Here is an 11890-nt window from a genome sequence, read left to right as displayed (position 1 = left end):
CATTCATAGACACGTCAAGGCGAAATTTGTTTCCGCCGCGCACGTTCCTGCGTATATGACGGGCGAAATTCACTGGAGGATGAGCCCATGGACGACAGCGAAGACGAGCGCTATCGCGCACCGGCGCTCGACAAGGGGCTCGATATCCTTGAACTGCTGGCGGGCGTCGACGGTGGCCTGACCCAGGCCGAAATCGCCAAGAAACTCGACCGCAGTCCCAACGAATTCTATCGCATGCTGGACCGGCTGGTGCGGCGTGGCTACGTCACGCGCCTCGACGGCGACCGCTATTCGCTGACGCTCAAGCTGTTCGGCCTGGCACAGCTGCACGCGCCGGTACGGCGGCTGGTCTCCTATGCGACGCCGCTGATGCGTGAGCTTGCCGAGACATCGCAGCAGGCCAACCAACTCGTTGTTTTTGATCGTGGTTCTGCCGTCGTCATCGGTCAGCAGGAAGCACCGAACTACTGGGGCATATCGATCCGGGTCGGCTCCCATATCAGTCTATTCGATACTGGCTCGGGACATGTGCTGCTCGCCTTCCGCTCACCGGAAGAGCGCCAGATGATGATTTCCGAACACGTCCGCAGCACCGACAAGACGGCACAATCGAGCGAGTTCTTCACCCGTCTCGACCAGATCCGCGACCGTGGCTACGAGATGATGGCTTCGATGCAGACAGCCGGCGTCTTCAACCTGTCGGCCCCGGTGCGCAGTTCCGACGGCAAGGCGATCGCCGCGCTGTCGATTCCCTACATCACGGTGGTCAACGCGCCTTCCGCACCCGATATCACCAGGACAATCGAACTGTTGCTGGCAACGTGTGAAAAGCTGTCGCACCTTGCTGGATCAGCAGTCGGCTCATCGGTGTGAATTCTTATTTGAATGAAGAATTCTCTCGTGAGATGATTTGAAAAGCCAGAGGGAGGAGCCTCGCCATGATCATCGACACCCATCTTCACCTCATCGATCGCTCGGCCCTGCGCTATCCCTGGCTCGCCGGCGTGCCGGCGCTCAACCGCGATTTCTCTTATGAAGACTACGCGACGGAGGCGCAGCGTGTCGGCGTCGAGCGCGTGCTGCATATGGAGGTCGATGTCGATCCGGCCGACATCGAAGCCGAGACGGCTCGTGTGGAAGGACTGTCACGGCAGCCCGGCAGCATGCTGGCCGGGGTGATCGCGTCCTGCCGTCCTGAGGAAGGAGACTTCGCGGCCTATCTCGAACGGCAGCGGGCAAACCCGTTCGTAAAGGGCTTTCGCCGCGTCCTTCATGTCGCGCCCGACGAGCTCTCGGAAGGTGCGGTGTTCCGCGACAGCATCAAGCGGCTTGGCGGCACCGGCCTGACCTTCGATCTCGTCGTGCTGCCGCACCAGATTCCCAAGGCTATCGTGCTTGCCGACCTGGCACCCGATGTGACGTTCGTCCTCGACCATTGCGGCGTGCCCGACATCAAGGGCAACAGGGAACATCCATGGCGCGAGCATATGAGCGAGATCGCCCGGCGCCCGAATGTCATGGCCAAGATTTCCGGTGTCGTCGCCTATGCCGATGCCGGCAGCTGGACGGTCGAGACGTTGCGGCCGTACGTCGAGCACACCATCAATTCATTCGGCTGGGACCGCGTCGTCTGGGGCAGCGACTGGCCGGTCTGCACGCTAGGCGGCGGCCTGTCGACCTGGGTGGCGGCGACCCATGCATTGCTCTCGGGCTGCAGCATTGCCGAGCGCGACAGGCTGTTGTCCGGCAATGCCCGCAAGCTGTGGCGGCTCGACTGACAGGTCCTTTCAGATGGTTGCCGAGACGTGCCGTTCGCGGCCATAGAGCGAAACCAGCAGCACGATGACGAAGCCGAGCGCGGCCTGCACTGCCGCGGGCTGGAAGCCGAGGCCGATGAGCAGCGTGTTGATCTCGGTCAGCACCAGCACGCCGGCGATCGTGCCGAGATAGCTGCCCCGGCCGCCGACCAGTGCTGCGCCGCCGACGACGACCGCTGCGATGGTCTGGAACAGATAGGGCTGGCCGACATCGCCATAGGCCGAGCCGGTGAAGCCGAGCAGCAGCACGCCCGCGACAGCGGCGAAGAAGGCGCTTGCTGCATAGGTGATGACCCACATGCGAACCGGGTCGATCAGCGCCAGCGGCGCCGCTCCCGGATTGCTGCCCAACGCATAGAGCCGGCGGCCATAGGGCGTCCGCTCCAGCACCAGCACGACCAGCGCCGCCAGCACGACCAGGCTCGGCACCAGCCACGGCACCGGCAGCGGGCCGGCCGATCCGCCGATCGAGACGAAGCTGGAAACCGCTTGTGGCGCGGAGCCTGACGGGAAGCCGGCTGTCCACAGCAGCACCAGCCCTTGCACGACCATGCCGATGCCGAGCGTGACGATGAGCGGCTGGATGTCGAGGCTGCGCGAGATCAGCCCGTTCAGCCCGCCGATGACGAGCGCCAGCGCGCCGACCAGGCCGCAGACGAGAAAAAAGTTCCAGCCATCGCCATAAAGCTGCGCAGCCACGACATTGGCAAAGCCGATGACGAAGGGGATCGAAAGGTCAATGCCGCCCATGATGACGACCAGCGTCTGGCCAATCGAGGCCACGGCGAGCAGCGAGGCGAGCACCAGCATGGCCCGTATCGCAAACGGCGCCGAGTAGCCGGGAATGAGAATTGTGCCGGCAAGGTGCAGAAGGGCGGCGACGCAGAAGGCGCCGACGACACGGGCGTTGGTTGTCGCGAAGAGGTTTTGGCGCAAAACCATGTCAGCGTCTCCCCATGGCAAGACGTTCCTGCAGCGCTGTCAGCATCACCGCCAGCACCAGGATCGCGCCGTAGGCGATCTGCAGCACGAAGGTCGAGACGTTGAACGTCGTCAGCACGCTCTGCAGCAGGAAGATGTCGATGGCGCCGATGGCGGCACCCGCCACGCCACCACGGCCGCCGGCCAGGCTGACGCCGCCGAGCGCTACGGCGGCGATGGCGATCAGCGTGTAGGTCGGCCCTATGTTGGGGTCGGCGGAGCCGATCAGCGCGGTCAGCATCAGCCCGGCGCATCCGCCGAGGATGCCGGTCATGACATAGGCGATGAAGCGCACGCGCGTGACATCGACACCGGCGGTGTAGGCGGCGCGGTCGTCGCTGCCGACCGCCATAAGCTGGTCGTAGTATGGTGTGCGCCGCACCAGCCACCAGGCAATGAACATCAGTGCCAGCGGCAGCATCGACAGCGGGCCGGACAGCGCCTTAAGCCAGGCCGGCGCTGGGCCGATCGGCGCCGGCAGGATTGTCAGCGTCACGCCGGTCAGGATCAGATAGGTGCCGAGCGTGGCGACGATCGGCTGAATGCGCACGATTGTCGCCAGGAAGCCGTTCGCCGCGCCCACCAGCGCGCCGACGAGCAACGCCGCCGGAACGAGCACCAAGGGCGACGAGATGCCGGTGCCGAGGAACAGCACCTGGATCGTCAAAGCGTTGACAAAGCCCATCAATGGCCCAACCGAGATGTCGATTCCGCCACGCCCGGCGAGGATGACAGGCGTGGAGGCGATGGCAGCACCGATCAAGGGCGCCGCCAATCCGACCAGCGCCCCCCAGGAACCCGGCTGGAATCGTCCCGGGCTGAGGATGAGATTGACCGCAAGCAGCACGACCAGCAGCACGACGGCGAAGCCGAAATTTCGCCCAAGGGACAGGAGGCGCGCAACAGGGCTCATGCCGCACGTCCGAACATGGCTGATATCACGCCGTCGGTGGTGAGGGCGTTGCCGGCGATCTCGGCCGCGACTTCATTCTCACGGAACACCAGCACGCGCTGGCACAGGAGAAGAATCTCCTCGATTTCGCTGGACAGGATGACGAGCCCCATGCCGTCGGCCGCCAGCCCGCGAAACACGTCGTAGAGAACATGCCGCGTCGCCACGTCGACGCCACGCGTCGGATCGTTGAGGAGCAGGATCGCGGGCTCCAGCGCCAAGGCCCGCGCCAGCAGCACCTTCTGCTGGTTGCCGCCCGACAAAGTGGTGATCGTGGCATCGGGCCGGGGTGCGGCGATTGACAGTTTTTCGCGGTAGATGTCGTAGCGCGCCTTGCGCGCCGCCGGGCTGATCAGGCCGAGCCGTGTGTCGCGCGACAGAGTCGAAACGGCGAAGTTGTCGAGCACCGACTGCGTCGGGAAAATGCCGTTGGCGCGTCGGTCGCGCGGCAAATAGGCGATGCCGCTGGCGACAGCCTTGCGAAACCCGGTGATCTTACGGGACGCATCCGATGCACCGAGCTCGATCGAGCCGCCATGCGGCGGTTCCAGGCCAGCAAGCATCTTGAGAAACAGCTCCTGGCCATGACCATCGAGGCCGGCAAGCCCGACGATCTCACCCGGAGCGATTGCCTGCGTGATCGGGCTGGCGCCGGGCGCGATGACGAGTTCGCGAACGGCAAGACCACCAAAATCGAGAGCGGTGCGATCAGCCATGCGCAAGCTCCGCGGCGGTACGTGGCGCCATTGTCTTGAGAAGCTCAGCCGGCGTCGAAGCGCCGCGCTCTTCGGTGCGCACCACGCTGCCGCCCCGCAGGATCGAGATGCGATCCGAAAGCGACATCACCTCGTCCATGCGGTGGGTGATGAACAGGATCAGGCAGCCCTCGCCGGCAAGCGCACGCATCAACGAAAAAACGGATTCGCGATCGGCGAAGTCGAGCGCGGCGGTGACCTCGTCGAGGATCAGGATCTTTGGGTTGCGCACGATCGCGCGAGCAAGGACGACCAATTGCTGCGCGGCGAGCGGCAGCAGGCCGGCTGGCATGTCGAGAGGGACGTCGGTGACCGCGAAGCGCTTAAGCGCAGCTTTCGCCCGGTCACGGCGCTCGTTGCGGGGCACAGCGCGCCGGACCAGCCCGTCGAGGCCGAGCAGGATGTTGTCGGTCACGCTGCGATCCGGCGCGATCAGCACCTCCTGGAACACCGTGGCGAAGCCTTGCGCCTGGAAGGCCGAGGGGTTGGCGCCCGAGAACGGCTTGCCGTGCAGGAGGATCGCGCCGCTGTCCGGCTGGACGATGCCGGACAACAGCTTGACCATCGTGCTCTTGCCCGAACCGTTCTCGCCCAGGATGGTGTGGATGGTTCCCGCCCGAAACGCGATCGATGCGTCCGCGAGCGCGATCGTCTCGCCATAGCGTTTGGATATGGTTTTGACTTCAAGCATGTCGCATTTCGATGCTGGCAGGCCGGCTCCCCGAAAGGAGCCGGCCTGTTGAGAGATTAGCAGGCGTCACTTTGCACAGGCATCGGGCACCTTCGAATAGTCCCAGCCCTTGGTTGGCGCCGGGTTCGAGAAATAGGCGTCGAGCCATTCCTCCGGCATCGGATCTTTCGGCGGGATCGGGAAGATAGACACGGCGTCCGTCGTCATGCAGTCCTTGTACCAGGCACCGAGATCGGCGGTGTGGACAGGCGGGATCGGGATCAGCAGCGTGTTCAGCTTCGGCTTCTGCCCGTCGAGCATGCGCTCGCCGACGCGGAACAGCGTCTGCGCGGTCCAATGCGGCAGCACCGCATGGCCTTCGAAGCGGTACTTGTCGGGGTTGGCCTTCCAGTAGCCCAGCGCATCGCCGGTGATCGAGCCGGTGATCAATGGTGCGGGCCGGCCGGCTTCTGCGAAGGCTTCGGCGACGACGCGGCTTTCGCTGCCTGTCGTCCACACTGCATCGATCGGCGCCGGGTTGGTGGCGATCGCCTGCAGCACCACGGTCTTGGTGACGTTGGCTGTCCAGTTGCCATTGACATTGCGCGAGATCTTCAGCTTCGGATTTTCAGTCAGCGCCTTGTCCGCGCCCTGGCGCTCCTGCACCACGATCGGGTGTCCGGCGATGCCTTCGACCAGAAGGATGCTGGCGCCGTCCGGCTGCGCCTTGCCGATCGCCGCCATCATGTCGTAGCCCCAGCGCGCATAGTTGGAATCGACATTGATGGCGTTCGGGCTGGTCACCGAACCGGCAGCGGTGATGAACGGAATGCCGGCTTTGGCGGCAGCGTCGATCGCATCATCGAGTGCCGTCGCCGAGCCCGGGATCGAGGTGATGATCGAGCACTTCTTGTCGATGAAGGCGCGGATCTGGTTGATCTGCTGGCTGGCGTCATTGTTGGAATCAGACACCTCGAAGCTGGACACCGTTCCGTCGGCGATCAGCCCGTCGACGAGACGCTTCAATTCCTTGGTCACCGTGACCCGCCACGGATTGCCCTGGTAGGATTCCGAGTGGCACCATTTCCACGGTTTCGGCGGCGCTGTGAAATTGTCCCAGGCCGAAGGCAGCACCTTCTGCGGCGCGCCGTCATATTGCGCCTTGAGTTCGGTCGGCAGCCCGCCGATGACGCCTTGCACATCCTGCGCAAAGGCGGTCGTTGCAAGCGAGGCAAGCGCGGTTGCGGCCAGCAGGCCGCGGATCATTCCTGTCATCTCGTTCTCCTCCGTTCGGTTTGGTTCAGGCTCCTCCACCGGCAGCGCCGGACACCTGCACCGGGGAACTCTCCCGAAACAGGCGATTGAGATCGGCAACAACCTGTCGGGCTTGATGCCGGGAGGTCATGCCGGAAAGGATGCGTTCGGATGCTGCTTGCTGGAAAGTCATGTAGCCGTCGTGGCGCGGCCGCACCCATGCACCCTCCAGCGTCGCGCGCGTATCCCGATAGAAGTCGCCGGTCGCTTCATTGACAGCCTGGTCCTCCCAGGCCGCTGCATGGCCGGGCTGGCCGCCGGCGGCGGCATAGGCGCCACGCTGGACATCGCCGCTCGCGACCCAATAGGCGAAGTCGATCGCGGCATCCCTGGCTTTGGAAAAGGCTGATACGGCTATGCCGGTGCCGCCAAGCGCCGAACCGACCGGGCCGCCGGAACCGATGACCGGAACATCGGCAAAGGCCAGCCGGTTCGCCCGAAAGCCAGCCGTCGCATAGGAAACGTAACCATAGATCAGTGGCGCGCAGACGAACCTGGAACCGGCCTCCGCCATACGTTCGGAGACGGCAATCGGGTCCATCTCGAAACACGCGGGATCGACCAGCGCTGCGATCTCGCGCATTGCCTCGAAGACTTGGCTACCGATCTCCACATCGATCAGATCGTCGGATGGATCGGTCGTGCAGGCATGCCCGAGATTCCCGGCAAGCGTGTAGAACACCATCAACACGTGAGGCGGCCGCAGCGGCAGCAGCACGCGGCCTTGCCGGGCGAGATCGAGCACCTCGCTCCAGCGCGCCGGTGGCGCACCGATCGCATCCGGACGCCATGCCTGGACCTGCGTTGCCGCATCGATCGGGAAAGCCCATTGCCGTCCTTGCCAGTTGTAGCTCGGATAGGACTGGCCGATGCTGCCCGAGGCAAGGGCCGTGCGTTCCGCCTCGCGTCCGGCGACATCCAGCGGCTCCAGGCAGCCTTCGGCCGTGATCTGGCCGACATGCGGATGGTCGATGACGATGAGGTCATAGGCGCGCGCCAGTTCTTCGACCGGGAAGGATTCGAAGTCCTGCAGCGAGCGCTTGTCCCATTCGATGGCAATACCGGTCTTCTGCTGCCACAGCGCCGAGCAGGCGACCATCGGATCATAGCCACGCGGATGGCTCCAGGTCATGCCTTTGAGCTTGGGCGAACTCACAGGCCGAACTCCGCGCGGATGGCGGCACTGTGCTCGCCGATGCGGGGCGCCGCCCGATCGGCCTTGGCTCTTATGCCATCGACCCGGAGCGGCGAACTGGTGGTGAGGATCGAGACATCGTCCTCGCGCGTCACAGTCTGCAGCATGCCGAGGGAATGGAACCCTTCGCTCGCCAGCATCTCCGGCCAGGTCAGCACTTTGGCGCACCAGATGTCGGCCGGCTCGAGGATATCAAGCCACTCGTCGATCGTCTTGGTGGCGATCCGCTGTGCGATGATCGCCTTGATGTCGTCACGCGCGGTGAACCACGACGCAGGCTTGTCGCGATAGGGTGCGAGTTCGCTGAGCGACAGGAGATCGGCCAGCTTGGGAATCGGCGTCATGGCGATGGCGAGGTATCCGTCCTTGGCCGGGTAAACACCGTAAGGCGCCGACAGATAGGCATGCGCGCTGCGGAAGCTGGAGCGCCTGGGCAGCCGGCGGCCGTCATTGAGATGCGTCGTCAGCACCTCGAACTGGAAATCGACCAGCGCTTCCAGGAGACTGGTTTCGATATGGCTGCCCTGGCCGGTGATGCCGCGCCGCACGAGTGCGGCCAGAATGCCCTGCGCGCAGGCGGCACCGGCCAGCATGTCGCCGATGGCAAGACCGAACGGCACCGGCCCTTGGTCCTCATCGCCGTTCAGCCACATCACGCCGGAGCGCGCCTGCGCCAGCAGGTCTTGGCCGGGTCTCTTGACCCATGGTCCGTCTTCGCCATAGCCGCTGATCGAGGCATAGACCAGCCGCGGATTGATCTTGCGGACCGCCTCATAGTCCAAGCCGAGCCGCTCGATGACGCCCGGCCGGAAATTCTGGATCAGCACATCGGCCTTGGCCAGAAGGCCGCGCAACGCCTCGAGATCGGTCTCGTTCTTGAGGTCGATGGCAAGACTTTCCTTGGCCCGGTTGATGGCATGGAAGATGGTGGAATCGCCGCCGATCTCGGTGTCGCTGAGATAGAGCCGGCGCGACAGGTCGCCGCCATCCGGACGCTCGATCTTGATGACGCGGGCGCCGAGATCGAGCAGCCTGAGTGAGCAATAGGGCCCGGACAGGAACTGGCTCATGTCGACGACGACGAGACCGGCGAGCGGCAATTCGGCTGCTGCCGGCATGCTATTTCTCCGTCTTGCCGACGAAGTCGGCCGGGTTGCGGTACTTCACCGTCTGCAGATGCTCGCAATAGAGAACCAACTCGCCTTCGCCCTTGAACACCTCATAGCTGGCGCGGATCAGCCCCATTTCCTTGTAGCGGGGCTTCTTGTCGAGGTTGGAGCGGATCGAATAGATCGTGTCGCCAATGAAGACGGGTTTTATGAAGCGGAGCTTGTCGTAGCCATAGGAGAAGGCATTGACGCAGTTGGTGGCGACCAGCCCCAGGCCAGCCGAAAAGACAAAGGCGCCGGCGATCAGCCGCTTGCCGAAAATGCCTTCGTTCTCGGCAAACATCTGGTCCTGCACATAGGGGTGGATGTCGAGCACCAGCGTGTTGAACAAATGGCTGTCGCCTTCGGCCATTGTGCGCCGCAACGAGCGGATCTTCTGGCCGACGGGCCAGTCCTCGTAGAACCAGTTTTCGGCATTCCACACCGGCAGCGCGGCGTGATCTCCGGGCATGTTCTTGGGATGCGTCGAGGCGACGCCGACGGTAGGTGCGAAATCGTTCATGGTCGGCACCGCCAGACCTGCATGGGGCACGTCACAGCTGTCGGAAAACGCATCAAGGCGTCGAAATACAAGACGTCTCCTCCCGTCAATCTTCTTTTGTAAATAGTATTTTCACATATGGGGTTGCGTTGCAAGCGTGAACAGGCGAAATTTTGGCTGCTCCCGCGCGCCAAAGCGCAGGCGGGTAGGGGAGGAAATCATGCGCGAGAATTGTCTGGTCTTTGTCGGCAGCCTGAACCGCGAGGCGCCGTATTTTCAGGGCGCTCGGGGCGTCGGCCTCAGCGTCTACAGCTTTGACGAGACGACGCTGGAAACACGAAAACTGGCCGAGACCAACGACGTCGACAATCCGACCTTCCTCTCGGTGACACCGGACGGCTCGCGGATCTACGCCAACTCGGAAGTGTTCACCTGGCGCGAGGGCACCGTCTCAGCTTACAGCTTCGATCGAGCTTCGGGGACGCTCATTTATCTGAACAAGCAACCGTCGCTCGGCAGCATAGCCGCCCACAACACCATCACCCGCGACGGGACAAAACTGCTGGTCGCCAATTACGGCATGGGCGAGGGCGGCCCGGATCGCGCGGTGGCTGTCTATGGCTTCGAAGAGAACGGCGCCTTGTCGGCGCCGCTCGCCAGCGTTTCGCATGAGGGCAGCGGCCCGAATGTGGCGCGGCAGGAACGCTCGCATGCGCACAGCGTCACCGAAACCATCGGCGGGGGAACAGCCATCGTCGCCGACCTCGGCATCGACCGGCTGGTGTCTTACCGGATCGAGCGCGAGGGCAATCTGGCCAAGCTAACCGAATCCGCTTTGCCATCCGGCGCCGGTCCACGCCACCTCGCACTGCATCCGAACGGACGCTTCGTCTTCGTCATGAACGAACTGGATTCGACCATCGTGTCGATGGCGCTGGACGAAGCCACCGGCAAGCTCTCGATCATCGACGCAAAGCCGGCGGTGCCGGCCGAGGCACGCGACAGCAACCACTGCGCCGATATCCAGATCTCACCGGATGGCCGTTTTGTCTACGGCTCCAACCGCGGCCATGACAGCGTCGTCATCATGGCGGTCGACCAGCAGACAGGGTCGCTCAGCCTCGTCAGCTATATCCCTTGCGGCGGCGCGACCCCGCGTAACCTGGCGCTGACGCCGTCAGGCGGCCATCTGTTTTCCGCCAACCAGAATGGCGACCGCATTTCGATCTTCGCCCGCGACGCCGACAGCGGCATACTGACCGACACCGGGCGCGCCATCGAGATCGGCACGCCGATGTGCGTCAAGATCGTGCGCTGAACGCCCACAAAAATCGCCCGAGGCTCAAGCCTGTTGTATTGCCGAGAGCTTCCAGTTCGATCCATTCTCACGCACGAAAGTCCACAGCTCGGTCGTCTCTGTCGGATGATCATCGTCGCCCGCGACGATTTTGCCGCTGGCCCGTTCGCGCGTCACGTCACGAGATTCGTAGCGCAAGGCGGCTGTGGCGTAGTCGCGCTCATCCTCGCGCCAGCTTTCCGCGATGTCGGCCTGCAGCAAGGTGATATCAGTCACCTCGTTCCTGAGACCTTTCTGGGCATTGTCGGCCAACTCTTCCGAAAGATAGGATACCATTTCGGGTGTAACCGCCCGGCGCAGAGCGGCATGGTCTTCGCGCCCGAATGCTTCCTGGACATCGGTCAGCAGCTGCTGGAATGCGTCGAGATCCGTCTGGGCCAGCGTGATCTCCTCGGAGGCGGCGGCCGGAGAGCCTCCACCTGAACCGCCGCTGAAACCGGGAATTGTGAAGGAGCCTGCAGTCTGCTGCCCTGCCGTTGAGCGGTTCTCAAATCGCGAAGCCTGGGCATTGCCGGCACCTGCGAGCGCCGGCGCGGGGCCGCGCGCGGATTGCGAGCGGAAGAACCTGATGGCCAGCATGATCGCGCCACCGATCAGCAAGGCCTGAAGCAGGAAACCGAACATGCCGGCCAGGCCGCCGAAGCCCTGACCCAAAAGCAGGCCGAACAGGCCGCCGAGCAACAGGCCGCGCATCATCGTTCCACCGAAACCGCTCATGAAGCCGGGCCTCTGCAGGCCGGCCTGCGGCTGCCGGGCCGCGTTGTTCACACCGGTGTTGGGCGTCATCGACCGCTCGACCGGAGCGGTCGGTGCTGGGGCCGTCCTGGTCGGCGGTGCCGATTGGAACGTACGCATGCCACGACTGCCGAAACTGCCGCCACGACGGGCCTCGGCATGGTCCATCGCAACCATGGAGAATGCAAGGAACAGTCCTGCAAAGAGGGCTGCAAATCGGCTGGTGCGGGAAATCATCGGAGATGAACCTTTGTCGATGTGGTTTCGGAAGTTTCAGCAAGTGCCGGCCTGGATGTCGGGCATCATGCGGTCAGTCGAACAACTCTTCGAAGAATGATTTCTTCCGCTTTGGATAGCGGTGACCGTGCGAGCGGGAATAATCGTCATCGCGGCTCTGGCCATGTTGTGGCTGGGAGAATGCTGCCGGCTGTGGCTGCGGCGCGGGCGCCGCTTCCCTGCCGGAA

At 63.8% G+C, this 11890-nt stretch carries 12 protein-coding genes; 3 read left to right on the top strand and 9 right to left on the bottom strand.

Annotated features, from left to right (window positions below):
• The first annotated feature begins 87 nt into the window (after positions 1 to 87).
• Entirely contained in the window at positions 88 to 873 is a 786-nt protein-coding gene (locus tag EN879_RS09955) for an IclR family transcriptional regulator (protein WP_013533023.1), read from the top strand.
• A 65-nt stretch (positions 874 to 938) separates the two neighbouring features.
• On the top strand, positions 939 to 1778 hold the full coding sequence (locus EN879_RS09950; protein WP_063167544.1) for an amidohydrolase: 840 nt from the start codon (positions 939 to 941) through the stop codon (positions 1776 to 1778).
• A 9-nt stretch (positions 1779 to 1787) separates the two neighbouring features.
• Here EN879_RS09950 and EN879_RS09945 read toward each other — a convergent pair whose 3' ends face one another.
• The 8 genes from EN879_RS09945 to EN879_RS09910 all read right to left on the bottom strand — a co-directional run bounded on the left by EN879_RS09945 (position 1788) and on the right by EN879_RS09910 (position 9355).
• Positions 1788 to 2759 carry an ABC transporter permease gene (locus EN879_RS09945; RefSeq protein WP_013533021.1) on the bottom strand — a complete coding sequence of 324 codons (972 nt, stop codon included), beginning with the start codon at positions 2757 to 2759 and terminating at the stop codon, positions 1788 to 1790.
• 1 nt (position 2760) lies between these two features.
• Positions 2761 to 3711, bottom strand: a complete 951-nt coding sequence (locus EN879_RS09940) for an ABC transporter permease (protein WP_027163923.1) — start codon at positions 3709 to 3711, stop codon at positions 2761 to 2763.
• Positions 3708 to 4466, bottom strand: a complete 759-nt coding sequence (locus EN879_RS09935; RefSeq protein ID WP_063167545.1) for an ATP-binding cassette domain-containing protein — start codon at positions 4464 to 4466, stop codon at positions 3708 to 3710. The genes EN879_RS09940 and EN879_RS09935 overlap by 4 nt, the downstream gene beginning before the upstream one ends.
• Complete coding sequence (locus EN879_RS09930; RefSeq protein ID WP_013533018.1) at positions 4459 to 5196, bottom strand: ATP-binding cassette domain-containing protein; 738 nt, start codon at positions 5194 to 5196, stop codon at positions 4459 to 4461. Before EN879_RS09930 ends, EN879_RS09935 begins: the two co-directional genes overlap by 8 nt.
• Positions 5197 to 5262: 66 nt before the next feature.
• A complete protein-coding gene (locus EN879_RS09925; RefSeq protein ID WP_024502499.1) occupies positions 5263 to 6450 on the bottom strand; it encodes an ABC transporter substrate-binding protein in 1188 nt (395 codons plus the stop codon).
• A 25-nt stretch (positions 6451 to 6475) separates the two neighbouring features.
• A complete protein-coding gene (locus EN879_RS09920; RefSeq protein WP_063167546.1) occupies positions 6476 to 7645 on the bottom strand; it encodes an extracellular solute-binding protein in 1170 nt (389 codons plus the stop codon).
• Positions 7642 to 8802 carry a CaiB/BaiF CoA-transferase family protein gene (locus EN879_RS09915; RefSeq protein WP_063167547.1) on the bottom strand — a complete coding sequence of 387 codons (1161 nt, stop codon included), beginning with the start codon at positions 8800 to 8802 and terminating at the stop codon, positions 7642 to 7644. Before EN879_RS09915 ends, EN879_RS09920 begins: the two co-directional genes overlap by 4 nt.
• A 1-nt stretch (position 8803) precedes the next feature.
• Positions 8804 to 9355 (bottom strand): MaoC family dehydratase, encoded by a 552-nt coding sequence (locus tag EN879_RS09910; RefSeq protein ID WP_013533014.1) that lies wholly within the window; start codon positions 9353 to 9355, stop codon positions 8804 to 8806.
• Between the two features lie 199 nt (positions 9356 to 9554).
• On the opposite strand from EN879_RS09910, the gene EN879_RS09905 reads away from it, so the two are divergent.
• The gene (locus tag EN879_RS09905; RefSeq protein WP_063167548.1) at positions 9555 to 10652 is read left to right on the top strand and encodes a lactonase family protein; all 1098 of its coding nucleotides are present in this window, start codon (positions 9555 to 9557) and stop codon (positions 10650 to 10652) included.
• Positions 10653 to 10676: 24 nt separating this feature from the next.
• Here EN879_RS09905 and EN879_RS09900 read toward each other — a convergent pair whose 3' ends face one another.
• Positions 10677 to 11663, bottom strand: a complete 987-nt coding sequence (locus EN879_RS09900; protein ID WP_063167549.1) for a Tim44 domain-containing protein — start codon at positions 11661 to 11663, stop codon at positions 10677 to 10679.
• Positions 11664 to 11890: the final 227 nt, after the last annotated feature.

Origin of the sequence: Mesorhizobium sp. M7A.F.Ca.AU.002.02.1.1 (assembly GCF_003998535.1) — a bacterium.
GTDB lineage: Bacteria > Pseudomonadota > Alphaproteobacteria > Rhizobiales > Rhizobiaceae > Mesorhizobium > Mesorhizobium ciceri.
This window is presented reverse-complemented; position numbering and strand designations above follow the sequence as displayed.

Coding starts and splice junctions, on each gene's coding strand:
- EN879_RS09915 (WP_063167547.1), bottom strand. CDS start 8,802: ATGCCGGCAGCAGCCGAATTGCCGCTCGCCGGTCTCGTCGTCGTCGAC.
- EN879_RS09955 (WP_013533023.1), top strand. CDS start 88: ATGGACGACAGCGAAGACGAGCGCTATCGCGCACCGGCGCTCGACAAG.
- EN879_RS09900 (WP_063167549.1), bottom strand. CDS start 11,663: ATGATTTCCCGCACCAGCCGATTTGCAGCCCTCTTTGCAGGACTGTTC.
- EN879_RS09925 (WP_024502499.1), bottom strand. CDS start 6,450: ATGACAGGAATGATCCGCGGCCTGCTGGCCGCAACCGCGCTTGCCTCG.
- EN879_RS09935 (WP_063167545.1), bottom strand. CDS start 4,466: ATGGCTGATCGCACCGCTCTCGATTTTGGTGGTCTTGCCGTTCGCGAA.
- EN879_RS09930 (WP_013533018.1), bottom strand. CDS start 5,196: ATGCTTGAAGTCAAAACCATATCCAAACGCTATGGCGAGACGATCGCG.
- EN879_RS09910 (WP_013533014.1), bottom strand. CDS start 9,355: ATGAACGATTTCGCACCTACCGTCGGCGTCGCCTCGACGCATCCCAAG.
- EN879_RS09905 (WP_063167548.1), top strand. CDS start 9,555: ATGCGCGAGAATTGTCTGGTCTTTGTCGGCAGCCTGAACCGCGAGGCG.
- EN879_RS09950 (WP_063167544.1), top strand. CDS start 939: ATGATCATCGACACCCATCTTCACCTCATCGATCGCTCGGCCCTGCGC.
- EN879_RS09945 (WP_013533021.1), bottom strand. CDS start 2,759: ATGGTTTTGCGCCAAAACCTCTTCGCGACAACCAACGCCCGTGTCGTC.
- EN879_RS09940 (WP_027163923.1), bottom strand. CDS start 3,711: ATGAGCCCTGTTGCGCGCCTCCTGTCCCTTGGGCGAAATTTCGGCTTC.